This window comes from Caulobacter soli, assembly GCF_011045195.1.
GTDB classification, from domain to species: domain Bacteria; phylum Pseudomonadota; class Alphaproteobacteria; order Caulobacterales; family Caulobacteraceae; genus Caulobacter; species Caulobacter soli.
The window spans coordinates 1872017-1889820 of record NZ_CP049199.1 but is presented as its reverse complement, the minus strand read 5'-3'; the positions used below and the strand labels follow the sequence as shown (position 1 = coordinate 1889820).

The 17804-nt window shown below is 67.8% G+C and carries 17 protein-coding genes and 1 pseudogene; 10 read left to right on the top strand and 8 right to left on the bottom strand.

The window, feature by feature from the left end:
- The first annotated feature begins 26 nt into the window (after window positions 1–26).
- The 3 genes from G3M62_RS09160 (at window position 27) to G3M62_RS09150 (ending at window position 4763) form a co-directional block, all read left to right on the top strand.
- On the top strand, window positions 27–2840 hold the full coding sequence (locus G3M62_RS09160) for a TonB-dependent receptor (RefSeq protein ID WP_165186403.1): 2814 nt from the start codon (window positions 27–29) through the stop codon (window positions 2838–2840).
- Between the two features lie 229 nt (window positions 2841–3069).
- A complete protein-coding gene (locus G3M62_RS09155; protein ID WP_165186401.1) occupies window positions 3070–4212 on the top strand; it encodes a YncE family protein in 1143 nt (380 codons plus the stop codon).
- A gap of 272 nt (window positions 4213–4484) precedes the next feature.
- The gene (locus G3M62_RS09150) at window positions 4485–4763 is read left to right on the top strand and encodes an HU family DNA-binding protein (protein WP_165186399.1); all 279 of its coding nucleotides are present in this window, start codon (window positions 4485–4487) and stop codon (window positions 4761–4763) included.
- 171 nt (window positions 4764–4934) lie between these two features.
- Here G3M62_RS09150 and G3M62_RS09145 read toward each other — a convergent pair whose 3' ends face one another.
- Window positions 4935–5852: a LysR family transcriptional regulator gene (locus tag G3M62_RS09145; protein WP_165186397.1), complete on the bottom strand. Its 918-nt coding sequence runs from the start codon at window positions 5850–5852 to the stop codon at window positions 4935–4937.
- A gap of 133 nt (window positions 5853–5985) precedes the next feature.
- Here G3M62_RS09145 and G3M62_RS09140 point away from each other — a divergent pair, with 133 nt between their 5' ends.
- The 3 genes from G3M62_RS09140 to G3M62_RS09130 all read left to right on the top strand — a co-directional run bounded on the left by G3M62_RS09140 (window position 5986) and on the right by G3M62_RS09130 (window position 8741).
- Window positions 5986–6735 carry an SDR family oxidoreductase gene (locus G3M62_RS09140; protein WP_165186395.1) on the top strand — a complete coding sequence of 250 codons (750 nt, stop codon included), beginning with the start codon at window positions 5986–5988 and terminating at the stop codon, window positions 6733–6735.
- A 146-nt stretch (window positions 6736–6881) separates the two neighbouring features.
- Window positions 6882–8036: an aldose epimerase family protein gene (locus tag G3M62_RS09135; protein WP_165186393.1), complete on the top strand. Its 1155-nt coding sequence runs from the start codon at window positions 6882–6884 to the stop codon at window positions 8034–8036.
- Between the two features lie 42 nt (window positions 8037–8078).
- Window positions 8079–8741, top strand: a complete 663-nt coding sequence (locus G3M62_RS09130) for a phytanoyl-CoA dioxygenase family protein (RefSeq protein ID WP_205691967.1) — start codon at window positions 8079–8081, stop codon at window positions 8739–8741.
- Between the two features lie 12 nt (window positions 8742–8753).
- Here G3M62_RS09130 and G3M62_RS09125 read toward each other — a convergent pair whose 3' ends face one another.
- Genes G3M62_RS09125 through G3M62_RS09110 form a run of 4 tightly spaced genes read right to left on the bottom strand, consistent with a single transcriptional unit; the run spans window position 8754 to window position 12839 of the window.
- Complete coding sequence (locus G3M62_RS09125) at window positions 8754–9704, bottom strand: helix-turn-helix domain-containing protein (RefSeq protein ID WP_165186391.1); 951 nt, start codon at window positions 9702–9704, stop codon at window positions 8754–8756.
- A 10-nt stretch (window positions 9705–9714) separates the two neighbouring features.
- Window positions 9715–10791, bottom strand: a complete 1077-nt coding sequence (locus tag G3M62_RS09120; protein ID WP_165186389.1) for an acetamidase/formamidase family protein — start codon at window positions 10789–10791, stop codon at window positions 9715–9717.
- Window positions 10792–10806: 15 nt separating this feature from the next.
- Complete coding sequence (ygiD, locus tag G3M62_RS09115) at window positions 10807–11604, bottom strand: 4,5-DOPA-extradiol-dioxygenase (RefSeq protein WP_165186387.1); 798 nt, start codon at window positions 11602–11604, stop codon at window positions 10807–10809.
- The gene (locus G3M62_RS09110) at window positions 11601–12839 is read right to left on the bottom strand and encodes an aromatic ring-hydroxylating oxygenase subunit alpha (protein ID WP_165186385.1); all 1239 of its coding nucleotides are present in this window, start codon (window positions 12837–12839) and stop codon (window positions 11601–11603) included. The genes ygiD and G3M62_RS09110 overlap by 4 nt, the downstream gene beginning before the upstream one ends.
- A gap of 274 nt (window positions 12840–13113) precedes the next feature.
- On the opposite strand from G3M62_RS09110, the gene G3M62_RS09105 reads away from it, so the two are divergent.
- The 4 genes and pseudogenes from G3M62_RS09105 (at window position 13114) to G3M62_RS09095 (ending at window position 15434) form a co-directional block, all read left to right on the top strand.
- A complete protein-coding gene (locus G3M62_RS09105) occupies window positions 13114–13971 on the top strand; it encodes a TauD/TfdA dioxygenase family protein (RefSeq protein ID WP_165191258.1) in 858 nt (285 codons plus the stop codon).
- 12 nt (window positions 13972–13983) lie between these two features.
- Window positions 13984–14075: pseudogene (locus tag G3M62_RS26490) on the top strand (hypothetical protein); the annotation flags it as partial.
- A gap of 26 nt (window positions 14076–14101) precedes the next feature.
- The gene (locus G3M62_RS09100; protein WP_165186383.1) at window positions 14102–14938 is read left to right on the top strand and encodes an oxidoreductase; all 837 of its coding nucleotides are present in this window, start codon (window positions 14102–14104) and stop codon (window positions 14936–14938) included.
- A 10-nt stretch (window positions 14939–14948) separates the two neighbouring features.
- A complete protein-coding gene (locus G3M62_RS09095) occupies window positions 14949–15434 on the top strand; it encodes a VOC family protein (protein ID WP_165186381.1) in 486 nt (161 codons plus the stop codon).
- 87 nt (window positions 15435–15521) lie between these two features.
- On the opposite strand, the gene G3M62_RS09090 is transcribed toward G3M62_RS09095, so the two are convergent.
- From G3M62_RS09090 to G3M62_RS09080, 3 genes are all read right to left on the bottom strand, one after another.
- Window positions 15522–16379, bottom strand: a complete 858-nt coding sequence (locus G3M62_RS09090; RefSeq protein ID WP_246263539.1) for an NAD-dependent epimerase/dehydratase family protein — start codon at window positions 16377–16379, stop codon at window positions 15522–15524.
- Between the two features lie 100 nt (window positions 16380–16479).
- Entirely contained in the window at window positions 16480–17292 is an 813-nt protein-coding gene (locus G3M62_RS09085) for a TauD/TfdA dioxygenase family protein (RefSeq protein ID WP_165186379.1), read from the bottom strand.
- A gap of 15 nt (window positions 17293–17307) precedes the next feature.
- On the bottom strand, window positions 17308–17802 hold the full coding sequence (locus tag G3M62_RS09080; RefSeq protein WP_205691966.1) for a flavin reductase family protein: 495 nt from the start codon (window positions 17800–17802) through the stop codon (window positions 17308–17310).
- Between the last annotated feature and the right edge of the window lie 2 nt (window positions 17803–17804).

Here is a 17804-nt window from a genome sequence, read left to right as displayed (position 1 = left end):
GCCGCGCGTGGTTGGCGAGCGCGTCCATGGCCGCCGTCTGCTTCGGCCTCGCCGCCACCCCCGCCGCCGCGCGGCAGGACGCGCCGGCCGCCTCCGCCCCCGCTCCTGCCGCCGCCGCGGATAACCAGGAAGCCGTGTCGGAAGTGGTGGTCACCGGTTTCCGCAACAGCCTGGCCAAGGCGCTGAACGTCAAGCGCAACGAGTCGGCCGCCGTCGACTCCATCCTGGCCGAGGACATCGGCAAGTTCCCCGACCTGAACCTTTCGGAATCCATCCAGCGCATTCCGGGCGTCGCCCTGGCCCGTGACGGCGGTGAAGGTCGCCAGATCTCGGTGCGGGGCCTGGGTCCCCAGTTCACCCGCGTGCGCATCAACGGCATGGAAGCCCTGACCACCGGCGGCGGCTCGGACGCCGGCGGCGGCATCAACCGCGGCCGCTCGTTCGACTTCAACGTCTTCGCCTCGGACCTGTTCAGCGCCATCACCGTGCGCAAGACCGCCGAAGCCTCCACGGAAGAAGGCTCGCTAGGCGCCACGGTCGACCTGCGCACCGCCCGCCCCTTCGACTACAAGGGCTTCAAGATGGTCGGCTCGCTGCAGGGCAGCTACAACGACCTGGCCAAGTCGACCAATCCGCGCGGCGCCTTCATGATCTCCAACACCTGGGATGACGACAAGTTCGGCGCCCTGTTGTCGGTGGCCTACACCAAGCGTCAGCTGGACGATCAGGGCTCCTCGACCGTGCGCTGGGCGACCGGCAACGCGTTCGGCCCGGGCTTCGACGCCCTGCCCAACGGCGCGGGCCTGCCCACCACGGTCAACCCGGCCGCCGCCGCCAACAACGCCGCCTTCCACCCGCGCTTCCCGCGCTACGACAACTATATCGACGACCAGAAGCGCCTGGGCGGCACCCTGTCGCTGCAATGGAGGCCGAGTGACAAGACCACGCTGAGCTTCGACGCCCTCTACGCCGACTTCAAGGGCACCCGCGAGGAGCAGTATCTAGAAGCGCCGTCGTTCAGCGTCGGCGGGGCCTGTACGGCCGCCAACGTCGCCACCTCCTGCGGCATCGCCCAGACCCACGTGGTCTCGTCGACGATCGACGACAAGAACACGATGATCGCGGGCAAGTTCAACAACGTCGACCTGCGCGTCGAGAACCGCTTCGACGAACTGGACACCAAGTTCACCCAATACGGCTTGAACCTGGAACAGCAGATCACCGACGACATCAAGATCACCGGCCTGGTCGGCCACTCCAAGTCCGACCACGAGAACCCGATCCAGACCACGGTCCAGTTCGACCAGTTCAACGTCCAGGGTTATTCGTACGACTACACCAACGGCAACCTGCCGGTGGTCAACTACGGCAGCGCCTCGCTGACCGACCCGAGCAAGTGGGTCCTGACCCAGATCCGCGAACGCCCGCAAACCGCCATCAACACCTACGACGTCGCCCAGATCGACGGCGAATGGGCCAATCTCGGCATCTTCAAGCTGAGCGGCGGCGGCGACTACAAGCAGTACAAGTTCACCACCACCGAGCTGCGCCGCTCGAACGGCACCAGCACCAACCTCGAACCCACCGTGCCGGCCGCCCTGACCGCCATCGACCGCTCGACCTACGGTCAGATCGCCTCGTTCGGCGGCATCGCGTCGCTGATCCCCGACGTCAAGAAGGCGGCCGACGTGCTCAGCCTCTATGACCAGACGGCCTATGGCGGCACCTTCCACCTCGGCAACGAGCCGGCCCTGGGCAACAACCGCGGCGTCGAGGAAAAGGACCTGGGCGGCTACGTGCAGGCCGACTTCAACACCGAGGTCGCCGGCCATCCCCTGCGCGGCAACTTCGGCGTCCGCTATGTGAAGACCAAGCAGGCTTCCAACGGCTACACCTATGTCAGCGGCGCGCCGCTGGCGGTTTCGGCCGAGCGCGAATACAGCGACACCCTGCCGTCGATGAACGTCGTCTACGAGCCGATCGACAGCTTCCTGATCCGCTTCAGCGCGGCCAAGGTGATGTCGCGGCCTGACCTGGGCAGCCTGACCCCTGGCGCGACGATCAGCGTCTCCGGCGCCGGCCGCAGCGTCAGCGCCGGCAACCCCAACCTCGACCCGTTCCGGGCCAAGGCCTACGATCTGTCGTTCGAGTGGTACTTCCAGCAGTCGGGCCTGCTGTCGCTGGCCTTGTTCAAGAAGCAGATCAGCAGCTTCGTCCAGACGGTGCAGACCAACAGCACCTTCAGCGGCAACCCGTTCGGCCTGCCCGACAGCGTGGCCGTCGCCGCCTGCGGCACGACCAACGGCTGTAGCGTGGACGCTCAGTGGCAGTTCACCGTGCCGACCAACACCCCCGGTGGCGACCTGACCGGCTACGAAATCAACTACCAGCAGCCGCTGACCTTCCTGCCGGGCCTGCTCAAGCACACCGGCCTGCTGCTGAACTACACGCACGTCAAATCGTCGATCAACTATCTGAACGGCGCCGGCGCGGTGGTGGCCACGGCCAACCTGACGGGCCTGTCGCCCGCCTCGTACAACGCCACGTTCTACTACGAGGACACCAAGTGGAGCGCCCGTGTCTCGGCGGCCTATCGCGACGCCTACCTGACCCGGGTCCCGGGTTCGGAAGCCGGCACCGACGCCGACGGCACCAACAAGACGCTCAATGTCGACGCCTCGCTGCAGTACACCGTCAACGATCACTTCAAGCTCACCTTCGAGGGGGTGAACCTGACCGACGAAAACCAGGACCAGTTCAACGACTCCGTCGCTGACCGGACCTCGTTCTACCACCACACGGGTCGCGAGTTCATTCTGGGCGTTCGCTACACCTACTAGAGCGTGACAGCCGAAAGTGGATGCCGGTTTCGGCGCTTGTCACGCTCCAGGTATTTGAAGTTCGGCCTGCTTTTCGCAGGCCGAGCGCCTGGATTGAAGCGGTCGCGCGGTGGATTTGTCCCTGCCGCGCCACCGACAGCAGAGGTGCGCGGACGTCCCTCCCGGCGTCCGCGCGCTTTGCGTTTCACGCCCCCTGGCGCGCCGCGCGCCACACGGTCAGGATCACCGCATGCTCGTCCGCCCCCTCCTCGCCGTCGCCCTGAGCCTGGGCCTCTCCGGCGCCGCCCACGCCCAGATCGCGGTCTCGGCCAATGACGGCAAACAGGTGCTGGATGACGGCGCCCAGGTGGTGCCGGCCCATCCGACCGCCGACTCGGTGTCGCTGATCGACCTGTCGGCCTCGCCGCCGCGGATCATCGGCGAGATCGCCGCCCCGACCAGCGTGATCGGCCCGCCGTCCAGTGTCGCGGTGGCCCCGGACGAGTCCTTCGCCCTGGTCACCTCGTCCCGCAAGCTCGATCCCGGCGACCCGACCAGGATCGTCCCCGACGACGTGGTCAGCGTGATCGACCTGAAGACCCGCAAGGTCACCGCCACCCTGCGCGCGGGCGCCGGGGCCTCGGGGGTGTCGATCAACCGCGCCGGAACCCTGGCCCTGGTCGCCAACCGGTCCGAGGGCACGGTCAGCATCTTCACCCTGGCGGGCGGCGTCGCCACGCCCGCCGGCAAGGTCACGGTCGGCGCGCCGGACTCCTCGCCGGCCATGCCGATCTTCTTCGACAACGACCGCCGGGCCCTGGTGTCGCGCGATCACGACCACAAGATCGTCCAGCTCGGCATCGATGGCGCCAATGTGACCCTCACGCCCGTGAGCCTGGCGGCCGGCTTGCGGCCCTATCAGATCGACACCGACGGGCCGCGCCGCTTCGCGGTGTCGGGCAACATCGGCGGCGGCGGGCGCGACGTGGACACCGTCAGCCTGATCGACCTCTCTCCGCCCGTCCCCGTGGTCGTCGACAGCGTCGCGGTGGGCTTGACCCCCGAAGGGCTGAAGATGTCCCCTGACGGCCGTTACGTGGCCGTCAGCGTCAACGAGGGCTCCAACCTCTCGGTCAAGGCGCCGGGCTATCACCTCCAGGGCCTGGTTCAGGTCTGGCGGATCGACGGCCAGCGGCTGGTCAAGGTCGCCCAGGCACCGATCGGCGGATGGAGCCAGGGCATCGTCTGGTCGCGCGATTCCCGCCGGCTGCTGGTGCAGTGCATGGTCGGCCAGACGGTCGAATCCTTCGCCTTCGACGGTCGCCGACTGCGCCACGAAGCAAGCTTGGCCATGCCCGCCGGACCGGCCGCCATCCGCACCGCCGAGCCCTGACGCGACTGCCTTTCGCGCCGATTCTCGAGATTCGCCTGTCTCCTTCGCAACCGCACAATCGGTCCGCGTCCGGACGGACGCGGCCCCACCGTCGCCCATCAACGTCGTCAACGACCTTTAAAGGGTTGATATGGCGGGCATTTTCCGCAACCTAGCACTCGCCCGCCCCCGCCGGACAGACGCGTTAACCCTTGTTCTCATGATGAGGTGACAAAGCGCGTTTCGCCCGGCAGGGTTGGCTCTCTTTTGATTCCCAGCAGATGAGCTGATTTATGAACGTTTCGGATCTGGTCGACGCCGCCGTGGCCGCCGACGACAAGCTGACCAAGACTCAGGCCAAGGCCATCATCGACGGCGTCTTCAAGTCGCTGACCGATGCCGCCGTGAAGGGCGAAGAAGTCTCGATCCCGGGCTTCGGCAAGTTCAAGGTTCAGGCCAAGCCGGCCCGCACCGGCCGCAACCCCTCGACGGGCGCCGCCATCCAGATCGCGGCCAGCAAGAAGGTCGGCTTCACCCCGGCCAAGCAACTGAAGGACGCCGTCAACGGCTAATCCCTCGGCGAGCGGCCGGCCTCACCGCCGGCCGCTCATCCGGCCTTCCAGCGCGAAAGCCTGAAGCGCCTCGCCCGTCGGTTCGACCGATGCGGCTCTTCCGGAAAGTCCTCGGGACTTCCGACGTGGCGGCTCTGATCCGCCTCCCCTACCCCTTCTCCAAGAAACCGGTCAGGCCTCCAGGCCACGATCCCACGAGGGTCCGCCTCTAAAGGCCTGGGCCAGGAAATCGACCATCGCCCGCACCTTGGCGGGCACGTGCCGGCGGCTGGGATAGACGGCCAGGATGTCGATGGACGCCATCTCGTAACCCGGCATCAGCCGCACCAGACGGCCCGCCCGCAGATCCTCCCCGATCAGGAAGGTCGGCTGCCAGGTGATCCCCCGCCCCGCGATCGCCAGCGCCTGGGCGGTGTCGCCGTTATTGGTGTGAACCCGAGGCTCGACCTTGACCGCGTGAGGCCTCCCCTGGACGTCGATGAAACGCCACTCGTCGGCGGTGGCCGCGTAGGCGTAGCCGATGCAGTCATGGTCCCGGAGGTCGGCCGGCGTCTCTGGAGTCCCACGAGCGGCCAGATAGGTCGGCGAGGCGCAGACGATGTTGCGCGACGTGGCCAGCTTGCGCCCCACGTGACTGGCCGAGCCAGCGTTCGAAATGCGGATGGCCAGGTCGTAGCCCTCCTCGACGATGTCGACGACCCGATCGATCAGGGCGATGTCCAGCTCGACATCGGGATAGCGCTCCAAGAAGGCCGGCCACAGCGGCGCCAGATGCCGAACGCCGAAACTGAGCGGCGCGTTGATCCGCAGCCGGCCGCGCGGCTGGACCGACGCCGAAGACGCGATCGCTTCGGCCTCGGCCACCTCCTCCAGGATGGAGCGGCAGCGTTCGTACAGCGCCCTGCCGCTCTCGGTCAGCGACAGCTTGCGCGAGGTGCGGTTCAAAAGCCGCGTGCCCAGATGCGCTTCCAGCTCGTTGACATAGCGGGTGACGTTGGCCGGCGAAGTGTCCAGCGCTTGCGCCGCCCGCGTGAAGCCTCCCCGGGCCACCACGGTCGCGAACATCTCGAAAGCGCGCAGACGGTCCACTTTTGAACCCCATCATTCCTAAAAGCTGAATGATCCTGTCATAGCTTGAGCGGTTTATCCAATAGGTCTGAGACCTATCTGTGCTTCATCGGATCGCCGCTCTTCGCGACGTTCACCTTTGGAGCTCGACACCATGACCCGTCTCACCGGCAAGCGCGCCCTGATCACCGGCGGCACCAGCGGCATCGGCCTGGAAACCGCCAGGCAGTTCATCGCCGAGGGCGCGCGCGTCGCCGTCACCGGCACGAACCCCGCCACCCTGGAGGAGGCCCGCCTGGCCCTCGGCCCGGACGCCATCGTCCTGCGCTCGAACGCCGGCGACGTCGCCGACCAGAAGGCGCTCGCCGGCAAGCTGAAGGACGCCTTCGGCCAGATCGACGCCGTCTTCATCAACGCCGGCGTCGCCGAGCTGAAGCCCCTGGAAGCCTGGGACGAAGAAGGCTTCGACCGCACGTTCGACATCAACGTCAAGGGCCCGCTGTTCCTGGTCCAGGCGCTGACGCCGATCCTGGCCAACCCGGCCTCGATCATCCTGAACGGCTCGATCAACGCCCATATCGGCATGGCCAATTCCAGCGTCTACGCGGCCAGCAAGGCGGCCCTGATCAGCCTGGGCAAGACCCTGTCGGGCGAGCTGATCTCGCGCGGCGTGCGGGTCAACACCATCAGCCCTGGACCGATCCAGACGCCGCTCTATGGCAAGCTCGGCTTCACCGAGGCCCAGCTCCAGGACGTGGCCGGGTCGATCCTGGGTCAGATTCCGGCCGGCCGGTTCGGCGCGCCTAGCGAAGTGGCCAAGGCCGCGGTGTTCCTGGCCTCCGACGAGTCGACGTTCACGGTCGGCGCCGAACTGGTCATCGACGGCGGGATGAGCACGCTCTGATCCCGTGAAGGTCAAGATCCGCGCCTGAAAACGCGAGGCCGCCTCCCGATCTCGAACGGGGGCGGCCTTCCCTCTTGATCTCGCTCGCCGTTTGGATGACACCGGTTTCCATAACAAGCCCGGCACGGGCGAACGGGAAGGAAGCCATGGTCCTCAAAGTCCGCAAGACCGCCGCCGCGCCCCTGGCCCTGATGGTCGCCGCCGGCGCGCTGTCGGCCTGCGCCACGTCCGGCCCAGCTCTCGCCGCAGAGGCCAGTCGCGCGCCCTACGGCGTCACCGCCGCCGGCGCTCCCATTGAGATCTTCACGCTGAAGAACGATCGCGGCATGACCGTGAAGGTGCTGTCGTATGGCGGCGTCATCACCCAGGTCGACGTCCCCGACCGCAAGGGCGAGATCAAGAACGTCGTGCTCGAGCTGGCCGACCTGAAGGCCTACGAGGCGCGGGCCAATTTCAGCTCGCTGCTGGGCCGCTACGCCAACCGGATCTCGAACGGCGGCTTCTCGATCGATGGCGTCCGCCACGACCTGCCCAGCGGCGCCGAGGGCGTTTCCTCGCACGGCGGCCCCACCGGCTTTTCCACGCGGCTGTGGAGCGGCGCGCCGTTCGAGCGCCACGGCGAGGCTGGCGTGACCCTGGCCTACACCGCGGTCGACGGCGAAGGCGGCTATCCGGGGACGCTGAAGGTGACCGTGACCTACACCGTCACCCGCCAGAACGCCCTGCGGATCGACTATCGCGCCACCACCGACAAGCCGACGGTGATCAATCTCAGCCATCACGCCTATTTCAACCTGGCGGGGGACGGCAATGTCTATGACCAGACCGCCCAGGTGCTGGCCCAGACCTACACCCCGATCAACGCCCGCAAGCTGCCGACCGGCGAGATCGTCTCCGTGGCCGGCACGGCGCTGGACCTGCGCCAGCCCGTCCGTCTGGGCGACCGCGTGACGGCCGACGATCCGCAGATCAAGTTCGCCAACGGCTTCGACCACAACTTCGTCGTCGACGGCGGCGGGCGCGGCAAGCTGGTCCCGGCGGTGCGCGTGGCCGATCCCGCCAGCGGCCGCACCCTGGAGGTCGCCACCACCCAGCCGGGCGTCCAGCTGTTCACCGCCAACAGCTTCAACGGTTCGCTGAAGACCCCCGACGGCCGAGGCCTCGAAAAGGGCGCGGGCCTGGCCATCGAGACCCAGCACTTCGCCGACAGCCCCAACCACGCCAACTTCCCCTCGACCGTGCTGCGGCCGGGCGAGGTGTTCACCCAGACCACCGAGTTTCGCTTCGGTGTGAGCCGGTAGATTTCCGCTTCAAAAGCAACGCGGGGTCGCTAGGCTCGCGCCATGAGCGACCTGCTGACGCCCACCAAGATCGAACCCCTTGCGGCGGAGCAAGCCGCCATCCTGGACCGCGACGGCTATCTTCTGCTGCGCGGCGCCGTGCCCGAAGACTGGCGCGAAGCCTTGCGCGTCGCCTTCGACGCCGGAACCCAGCACCAGTGGGCCGTTCCCCGAGGCCCCGACTGGCGTCACGCCCTGGTCGATCTGGATCCCACCGTGCAGCGCACCTGCCGCCTACCGCCCCTGCTGGCGGCGGCGGGACGGATGCTGGGCGGTCCCTTCTTCCTCTGCCAGGTCGAAGGCCGCGAGCCGCTGCCGGGCGGCGGCCATCAGTCCCTGCATCGCGACGCCGCGGGCCAGGCCACGGTCTCCGCCCTGGTCTTTCTCGACGCCTATGGGCCCGACAACGGGGCCACCCGCGTGGTTCCGAGTCCCCAGGACCAGGGCGAACCGGACGAGGCCCTGGCCGTGACGCTGGCGGGCGAGGCTGGAGACATCCTGGTGTTCGACGCCGACCTGCTGCATGGCGCCACCCGCAACCACTCCGGCGCGCGGCGACGGTCGCTGCTGCTGAGTTTCAAGCCGGAGGGCGCTCGAGCCAGCGAAGACGCCTGTCGCGCCATCCGCAATATCCGCATGGACACCGGAGAGGTGTTCGTTCCGTAGCGCGTGGAGGCCCTAGGCCGCCGCCGTTTGCCGGAACTCGCGCGGCGACAGGCCGTACTGGTCGCGGAACGCCCGGCTGAAGTGGGCCGAGCCGTTGAAGCCCCAGCGGAAGCAGATCTCCGAGATCGACAGCCGCGCGTGCTGCGGGCTGGCCAGGTCGGTGCGGCAGCGCTCCAGGCGGCGGCTGCGCAGATAGTGGCTGAAGGTCTCGTCGGCGCTGGCGAACAGCTTCTGGACGTAGCGGGGCGAGACCCCCTCCTCGTCCGCCACCCGGCGCAGCGACAGGTCCGGGTCGGGCAGCAGGGTCTCGATGGTCTGGCACAGGCGCTGGAGGTGGGCGGTCGGCGCGCCGGCGTTCGCGCCCAGCACGTCGGTCGCCGCCCCGCCCTCCACCAGGCAGATCGCCAGGAATTCGGTCAGGGCCAGTTCGACCGGACGCAGTTGGTCGACGGTCAGGTCCTCCAGCCCGTCGGCCGTGGCGCGCAGCAGGCCCGACAGGATGTGAGCCACGCCCGTCGCGCCCTCCAGCCGCCCGACCCGCAGGCTGACCGGAGCGATCAGCCGATGGTCCAGGGCGACGCGCGGCGCGCGGACGAACATCAGCCGGCAGCGGGTCTCCAGCCTCAGGGCCGCGGCCTGGCCGGTGGGGCCGTAGGCGATGTCGCCGGGGGCCAGCTCGTCGGCCAGCTCGTCGGTGACCAGGGTCGCCTCGCCGCTCAGCAGCACCGCCAGCCAAACGGCCGCCGGCTGGCCCGACAGCCGACCGGTGATCGCCTGGGCCCCGGCCTCGACCAGGGCGAACTCGATGCCCAGGGGCGAGGTCAGGCAGACCACCGAGGCGCTGGCCGGCTCGGCGTCCGACAGGCCCTCGATCGGCAGGCCCAGACGGTTCATCGCCTCGCGCCAGGCATCGGCGCGTTCGGCGCGGGGATGGCTGTCGGTGCTGAACGACCAGGCCTTCATCGGGGTGCTCCTAGCCCTTCAGCTTGGGGAAGATGTCGCGCGGGATGCGCACGTGGCAACCTTGCTTGCCGTCGACCACCTGGGTGACGCCGAAGTCGGAGGCCACGCTCATCAGCGAATAGGCGTCGTTCTTCGACAGGCCGACGTGGTCGGACAGAAGGGTCAGCATGTTGAGCGAGGCGTCGCGCATGGCGACGTTGAGATCCTCGTCGAAGCCGTGGACGATCCAGTACTTCGGCGTCTCCAGCAGGGGTCCGGGCGAGACGAAGTCCTTGCGCAGGACGATCTGCATCAGGACGTTCAGCGAGCTCTCGATGGCCGTGCCGGAGATCTCGCCGTCGCCTTGCGACACATGGGGGTCGCCGATCGAGAACAGTCCGCCCTCGACCTGCACGGGGTAGTACATCGTGGCCCCCGCCCCGATCCGCCAGTTGTCGATATTGCCGCCGTGGGCGCCGGGCGGGATGGTGCTGACCCGGCCGTCGACGGCGGGCGCCACGCCGGCCGTGCCCAGGTGCGGGCGGGCCGCCACGCGCACGCCGCCCAGGGCTGGCTGGCGGTCGCATTCGGGGCAGTTGGTGATCGTGCCGGGGATCAGGTACTTGCCTTCGAAGTCGTAGGCGTAGAGCGCGCTGGCGGTGTTGGTGTTCTGATCCAGCTCGTAGATCGTCACCCGCTCCTTCTCGCCGAACTCCTTGTAGAGATAGCCCCAGTTGGCCGCGAGGTTGGAGCCGTAGTTGTTGCGCGGCACCATGCGCAGGTAGCGCACCTCCAGCACGTCGCCGGGCTTGGCGTCTTCCACATAGATCGGGCCGGTCATGATGTGGACGCCGGGGTTGCGGTCGTCCTCGGGAACCTCGGTGAAGATGCGGGTGACCGCCTCGTCCATCATCAGGTCCGGCGCGTCGCCGGCGTGGTGGGTGATCGCCTCGGCGCTGACCAGGTCGCCGCTCTTGATGCGCAAGCTGGGCTTGATCGACGGGTCGAAGTAACCCCAGTGGATCGTCTGGGGCGTGGCTTTCAGGGTGTGCAGGGCGCCGGGCAGGACGTCGGGGCGGGTCTGGCCGGGTTCGCAGATGAAGGGCATCGGGGTCTCTCCGGCTTAGGCTGCGACGGGCGTGGCGAGCGTGACCGAGGTCATGCTCAGCGAGCCGTGCTCGATGTGGTCGGGGGCGAAGCTGGCCACGTCGCCCGGCAGGCGCGCGCCCAGCACATAGAGCAGCGGCCAGTAGTGATCGGGCGTGGGAACCGACTTGGCGGCGTCCTGGCCCAGGGCGGCGAAGTTCACGGCCCGCTCGGGCGCGTCCTCGGCGATGGCCTGCTTGATGTGCTCGTTGAACCGCTGCGACCAGTCGTAGGGCGCGCAGTGGCGCTCGCCCCAGTTCATGGCCGGCAGGTTGTGGACGATGTTGCCGGTGCCGACGATCAGCACGCCCTCGTCACGCAGCGGGGCCAGGCGCTTGGCCAGCTCGAAATGCCATTCCGGCGGCTTGGTGGCGTCCATCGACAACTGCACCACTGGCACGTCGGCATCGGGATAAGCCTTGCTCAGCACCGACCAGGTTCCGTGGTCCAGGCCCCAGGCCTGCTGGTCCAGCATCACCGGCTGCGGCGCCAGCAGGTCCTTCACGCGCATCGCCAGTTCGGGCGAGCCGGGCGCGGGGTATTGCACGTCGAACAGGGCCTGCGGGAACGAGGCGCCAAAGTCGTGGATGGTGCGCGGGGCGGTCATGGCGGTGACGCCGACGCCCTGGGTCAACCAGTGGGCCGAGATGCAGAGGATGGCTTTCGGCTTGCCGAACGCCTCGCCCATGGCCTTCCAGGTCTTGGTGGTGTCGTTGGTCTCCAGGGCGATCATCGGGCTGCCGTGACCGAAGAAGACGACGGGCATGCGGGTCATGCGGCGACCTCCGGCTTGGCGGCTTCGGACTTAGAGGCTTCGACCTTGGGGGCGCTCATCGCGGCCCAGGTCTTCTGGTAGCGCGGCGTGAGCCAGCGGTTGAACTGCACCTGCGCGCCCTCCTGCCAGGAATAGCGGCCGCGCACGGCGAACCGCGAGCGCAGACCCACCTGGACCAGTTCGTCGACATGCATGTCCTGGGCGATGATCTTGCCCGCCGAGGTCATGATCATCTCCAGCCGCTCTTCGAAGCCGTTCACCTCGGTGGCGCCGGGCGCGACCAGCAGGCCGGTGTCCTGCTCCATGGTCTCTGGACCCGTGGGGCGCAGGATCAGGTAGATCACCATGTCGCTGGTCATCACCAGCGACAGCGTGGGCGGGATGTTGGCGAAGGTGGCGCGGTTGCGGTCCTCGTCGGTCAGCCCCGGGAAGATCGGCAGCACCGCCTTCTGGGTGGGGTTGAAGCTGACGTCCGCGTGGGTGGTGCCGTTGTAGCGCAGGAAGCCGGCGTCGCCCTCCGCGGCTTCGGGGAAGCTGCACAGCTCGCTGGGAATGAAGTCGTGCAGCGGGCCGCGATGCAGCTTGTTGGCATGGTAGCCGTCGTTGTTGTTCTCGAACATCACCTTCCAGTTCCAGGCGAACGTTCCGGTCATGGGCGGCGTCAGGCCCTCGGCGTTGCTCAGGTCGTAGTTGGCGATGGCGTCCTCGACGGCCTTCAGGCGCGGGGCCAGGGGCGGCGCGTCGGCGTCGAAATTGATGAAGATGAAGCCCAGCCAGACCTCGACCTTGAAGGTCGGCAGCTTGATGGCCTTCTTGTTGAAGTCGCAGGTGCGCTCCATGGCCGGGGCGTTCACCAGGTCGCCGTTCAGCGAATAAACCCAGTGGTGATAGGGGCAGACGAAGCCGCGGGTGTTGCCCCGGCCCTCGGCCACCAGCATGGCGCGGTGCTGGCACACCGCCGACATCGCCTTGATCTCGTCGGAGCGGTTCTTCGTCACGATGATCGGTTCGCCGATGATCGTGGTGGTGAAGTAGTCGCCCTGCTCCTTCACCCAGTCCGTGCGGCCCACGCACAGCCATTCGTGATTGAACAGCGCCTCCTTCTCGAAGTCGTAGAAGGCCGCGTCGGTGTAGCAGGCCGGCGGCAGGGTCTCGGCCGCGTCGACGTCGAGCATCGAGCGCGACAGGCCGTCGAAGAAAGCGTCGTTCAGATGGGGGGCGGGCGTTGGGCCCATGCGGAGCGCTCCTTCGCAAGATCGATACGAAGGCTAGGCGGCGCGCGCCCACCGGTCTTGCACCAGCGCGCACGATAACTTGGCCATCGCCTGGTGCATGGGCGGCGTCGCCGGGTTCTCGGGCGGAATTGAGCAAAAGACGCGCAAGCTTGCGGCGCCCGCCGACTTTGCAGGACGCGCACGCAAAGCCGTCGGGCGCGTACAGGCAAGACGCGCCATCAACACGGCTCTAGGTTCAAAGTCACAAAACTTCCAAAGGACCGCGCCCGTGGACATGACGCTCGCCGACGACCTGACGATCACGGAACTGAAGCCCGGCTTCGGGGCGCGGATCCATGACATCGACCTGCCCACCGCCTCGGACGCCGAGATCGACAAGGTGGTCGCGACTTTCCATCGCCACGGCGCCGTCGTGGTGCCGGGCCAGGACATGACGCCCGACAACCTGATGCGCTTCATCGGCCGGTTCGGCGATCCGGAAGACCACACCCAGACCCGCTTCACCCTGCCCGGCTATCCGAAGATCTTCATCCTCAGCAACCGGGTCGTGGACGGCAAGCCGATCGGCGCCCACAACGACGGCGTCGGCTGGCATACCGACTACAGCTACAAGCCCGAGCCGGTGATGCTGACCATGCTCTATGCCGTGGAAGTGCCCGACGAAGGCTCCGACACCCTGCTGGCCGACGGCTGTGCCGCTTGGAACGCCCTGTCGCCCGAGAAGCAGGCCGAGCTTCTGCCGCTGAGCCTGCACCACAGCTACAAGCATTTCATGGCCACCCGCCAGTTCGGCCAACAGCAGAACCTGTCGCCCGAGCTGGAAGCCGCCAATCCAGACGTCGAGCACCCGCTGATCCGCACCCACCCCGCCGACGGCCGCAAGGCGCTGTGGCCCTCGACCGGCACGGTGACCGAGGTGATCGGCAAGCCGGGCCCGGAAGGCCTGGCCCTGATCGACGAGCTGGTGGAATTCATGACCGGCGACGACTTCGTCTATCGCCACAAGTGGGCCAAGGGCGATCTGCTGATGTGGGACAACCGCTGCACCCTGCACACCGGCACGCTGTATGACGACACCAAGTACTTCCGGACGATGCACCGCCTGTGGGTGAAGGGCGACAAGCCGTATTGATCGTGGTGCGAAATCCTCGTCCTTCGACAAGCTCAGGATGAGGATTTCGACTGAACCGCCGTTGCATTCGCCCTCATCCTGAGCTTGTCGAAGGACGAGGGCGCCCCTCTGCCGTCTACCGGAACCTCACATGACCAAAACCTGGCTGATCACCGGCGTGTCCGGCGGGCTCGGGCGCGAGATCGCCCTGGCGGCCCTGGCGCGCGACGACACCGTCTTCGGCACGGTGCGCAAGGCCGCGGACGCCGACGCGTTCGAACTGCTGGGCGGCCAGGCCCTGGTGCTGGACGTCACCGACGAGGCGGCCGTGAAGGCCGGCGTCGCCCAGGCCGAGGCGGCCGCGGGCGCGATCGACGTCCTGGTCAACAACGCCGGCTACGGCCTGGTCGGGGCGGTCGAGGAGGCTTCGCTGGACGAGGTCCGCGTCCAGTTCGAGACCAATGTCATCGGCCCGCTGGCCCTGCTGAAGGCCGTGCTGCCGGCCATGCGCGCCCGCCGCGCCGGGCGGATCATCAACGTCACCTCGGTCTCGGGCCTGGCCGTCTGGGCCGGCACCGGCGTCTATTGCGCCAGCAAGTGGGCGCTGGAAGGCCTGACCCAGACCCTGGCCGCCGAGGTGGCCGAGCTGGGGATCAAGGTCACCAACGTCGCTCCGGGCGGCCTGCGCACCAGCTTCTCGACCGGCTCCAAGGCCATCGTCGCGACCAAGATCGCCGACTATGACGGCCTGGCCCGCGACGCCGAGCGGATCATGGCCGACCACGCCGGCTCCGAGCCGGGCGATCCGGTCAAGGCCGCCCAGGCCATCCTGCAAATCGCCGACGAGGAGGCTCCGCCCCTGCACCTGCTGCTGGGCGAGGACGCGCTGAAATACATCGGCTACGCGGCGGCCGGCCTGCAGGCCGACATCGACGCCTGGAAAGACCTCACCCTGTCGATCGGCTTCGCCGACGGCCCCTTCGCCTGACGGAAAACTCATGACCAACACCCTGATCTTCGTCGACCTGGCTTCCGAAGACCCGTCGGCCGCCGGCAAGTTCTACGCCGAGGTGTTCGGCTGGCAGAACGACGCCCGCCCCGAGGGCGAGTATCATCGCATGGTGCCGGGCGGCTTCTTCAAGAAGAGCGACGGGACCGACAGCGAGATCGGCAACCTGCACATCGGCATCTTCAAGGCCGCGAACGTCCGTCCTCATCCGGAGCCGGCCGGCGTGGATCCCCGCCACCTCTCGACCGACGGCCGCAAGCCGCGCATCTGGGTGCTGATCGGCGACGACGACACCCCAGAGCGCATCCTCGACACGGCCGTCAAGCTGGGCGCGACCGAGCTGTGGCGCGACCACTACTGGGCCGAGTTCAACGGCTACAACCACGCCTTCCGCGACCCCTGGGGCAATGAGATCCTGCTGTGGGGCAAGGCGGGAGCGAACCCGCAGATCCCGGAGAGCTATACGCGGGAGTAGGTTCACACGCACTTGCCCCCTACGGATCGCTTCGCGATCGTCTTCCCCCGCAGGGGGAAGAGGCCGCGCGTTTAGCTCCGCCGCCCCCTATGGGGGCGGACAGACGGCGGAGCCGTCAGGTGGGGGCAAGTGAGTGCGCCGCTCTCGCTCCACGAAATCCTTCGCGCAATACCAACCGCCCTGGAACGACGCCGCCACCGGATCTTCCGGCGGCCCAGCCATCACCTCAGCCGCCCAATCCTCGGCGTTGTCGACAGGCGCATAGCCCAGAAACGCCGCCGCCGAATTATCCCAGAAATTCCGCGTGTTGGCCGAGACTCCGTACACGGTCGCATAGTCGAAATCCGGCGCCTCGATCCCGCATCGCACCAGCTCGACCATGTCGCGCGGACTGATCCAGACCGCCAGCTGGCGCGGGTCGGACGGCCGCTCGCGATAGGCGCCGATCCGCAGGCTGAGAACCTGCAGGCCGAACTTGTCGGCGTACATCCGGCCCATGGCCTCGCCGAACACCTTGCTGACGCCGTAGTAGCTGTCGGGGCGCGGAACCATCGTCTCCGCCGTCGGCGTGTCGCGGCGATGGAAGCCCGCCGCGTGGTGCGACGAGGCGAACAGCACCCGCTTCACGCCCGCCAGCCGCGCCGCCTCGAACAGGTTGTGGACCCCGACGATATTGGCCGGCAGCACCTGCTCCCAGGCGTTGGTCTCCGGCTCGACCGGCACGCCCGCCATGTGGACGACGGTGTCGATCCCGCTCATGGCGGCGACCAGGGACGGAATGTCGAGAAGGTCGGCGCTGGCGAGTTCCTCGCCCTGCCCCGCCGGCGCGAGTGGCGCGATGTCGGCCAGGCGCATCAGGCCGTAGCGGCCGCGCAGGCCTTCGCGGATGGCCGAGCCGATGCCGCCGGCCGCGCCGAGGAGGAGGATGCGGCGGTTCTTCAACATATCCCCGTCTCCCCGGCGAAGGCCGGGGCCCAGGTGAACCCCACGAGCCGCCCAGGATGAATCTGGGTCCCGGCCTTCGCGGCGGAGAGGCGGAGCAAGATCAGACCGGCTTATCGCCCGCCACCGTCACCCGGTAGCCCGTGCGCGTGTCGGGGAAATAGTCCCAGATCGCCTGGTGCCAGGTGCAGCGGTTGTCCCAGAAGGCCACCGAGTTCTTCTTCCAGCGGAAGCGCACCTGGAAGTCCGGGTTCTGCGCATGCTGGTAGAGGAAGTTCAGGATCGCCGTGCTCTCGGCCTTGGACACGCCCATGATCCGAGTGGTGTAGGACGGGTTGACGAACAGGCTCTTGCGACCGCTGACCGGATGGGTGCGGACGATCGGATGGATCGAGCAATTGTACTTGCGGTCGATGTCCGGGAAGATCGCCTTGTAGACCGGGTTGGCGTCGTGCTCGGCGCTCAGGCCCTCCAGATAGGCCTTCATCCTGTCCGACAGCGTCTCGTAGGCCGCGTACATGCTGGCAAAGCAGGTGTCGCCGCCGTCGTCGGGCAGGACCTTCATGTAGAGGATGCTGCCGAGGGGCGGTTCGGGATCGCAGGTCAGGTCGGAGTGCCAGTTCTCGCCGGCCACGAACTTGGAGTTGGCGTCGGCGTGGATGGCCACGATCTCGGGATGCTCGGCTAGGCCCGGCACGCCCGAATGGATGGCCAGGTTGCCGAACTTGCGCCCGAAGTCCTTGTGGGCGTCGTGGGTCATCTCCTGGTCGCGGAAGAAGATCACCTGGTACTGGGTCAGGGCCTGGTGCACCTCCTCGAACTGACGGTTCGAGAGCGGCTTGCCCAGGTCGACGCCGAAGATTTCCGCGCCGATCCGGCGGGTCATCGGCTTCACATCGAGCACGTCATAAGCCATGCGGCGGGACTCCGACTAAACGTTGAGGAAGCCGCCGCGCACGTAGACGAGCGGGCTCTTGGCTTCGTCGACCACGACGCGCAGGACGCGGCCGACCAGGATTTCGTGATCGCCGCCGTCGTGGGCGGCGTGCAGGTCGCATTCGACCGAGGCGACGGCCCCGGCCAGCAGCGGGTGGCCGCAGACGCCGGACTCCACGGCGGTCAGGGCGAAGCGGTCGTCCGCCCCGCTCTTGGCGAAGCGGTAGGCCAGGTCGCCCTGGTCGCTGGCCAGGATGTTGACGCAGAAGCTCTTGGCCTGGCCCAGCGCCGCCAGGGTGCGGCTGTCGCGCTTGAGGCAGACCATGACCAGCGGCGGGTCCATCGACACCGAGCTGAAGGCGCTGACCGTGGTGCCGACCAGGCGGCCGTCGTGACAGACGGTGACCACGGTCACCCCCGCCGCGAAGCTGCCCATGGCCTTGCGGAAGTCGCTCGGCTCCGGCGCCAATTCTCTGACGGCGACCCCCACGG

Coding starts and splice junctions, on each gene's coding strand:
- G3M62_RS09085 (WP_165186379.1), bottom strand. CDS start 17,292: ATGGCTTATGACGTGCTCGATGTGAAGCCGATGACCCGCCGGATCGGC.
- G3M62_RS09135 (WP_165186393.1), top strand. CDS start 6,882: ATGGTCCTCAAAGTCCGCAAGACCGCCGCCGCGCCCCTGGCCCTGATG.
- G3M62_RS09095 (WP_165186381.1), top strand. CDS start 14,949: ATGACCAACACCCTGATCTTCGTCGACCTGGCTTCCGAAGACCCGTCG.
- G3M62_RS09150 (WP_165186399.1), top strand. CDS start 4,485: ATGAACGTTTCGGATCTGGTCGACGCCGCCGTGGCCGCCGACGACAAG.
- G3M62_RS09130 (WP_205691967.1), top strand. CDS start 8,079: ATGAGCGACCTGCTGACGCCCACCAAGATCGAACCCCTTGCGGCGGAG.
- G3M62_RS09160 (WP_165186403.1), top strand. CDS start 27: ATGGCCGCCGTCTGCTTCGGCCTCGCCGCCACCCCCGCCGCCGCGCGG.
- G3M62_RS09140 (WP_165186395.1), top strand. CDS start 5,986: ATGACCCGTCTCACCGGCAAGCGCGCCCTGATCACCGGCGGCACCAGC.
- G3M62_RS09105 (WP_165191258.1), top strand. CDS start 13,114: ATGACGCTCGCCGACGACCTGACGATCACGGAACTGAAGCCCGGCTTC.
- G3M62_RS09155 (WP_165186401.1), top strand. CDS start 3,070: ATGCTCGTCCGCCCCCTCCTCGCCGTCGCCCTGAGCCTGGGCCTCTCC.
- G3M62_RS09120 (WP_165186389.1), bottom strand. CDS start 10,791: ATGCCCTTCATCTGCGAACCCGGCCAGACCCGCCCCGACGTCCTGCCC.
- G3M62_RS09090 (WP_246263539.1), bottom strand. CDS start 16,379: ATGTTGAAGAACCGCCGCATCCTCCTCCTCGGCGCGGCCGGCGGCATC.
- ygiD (WP_165186387.1), bottom strand. CDS start 11,604: ATGACCCGCATGCCCGTCGTCTTCTTCGGTCACGGCAGCCCGATGATC.
- G3M62_RS09100 (WP_165186383.1), top strand. CDS start 14,102: ATGACCAAAACCTGGCTGATCACCGGCGTGTCCGGCGGGCTCGGGCGC.
- G3M62_RS09110 (WP_165186385.1), bottom strand. CDS start 12,839: ATGGGCCCAACGCCCGCCCCCCATCTGAACGACGCTTTCTTCGACGGC.
- G3M62_RS09125 (WP_165186391.1), bottom strand. CDS start 9,704: ATGAAGGCCTGGTCGTTCAGCACCGACAGCCATCCCCGCGCCGAACGC.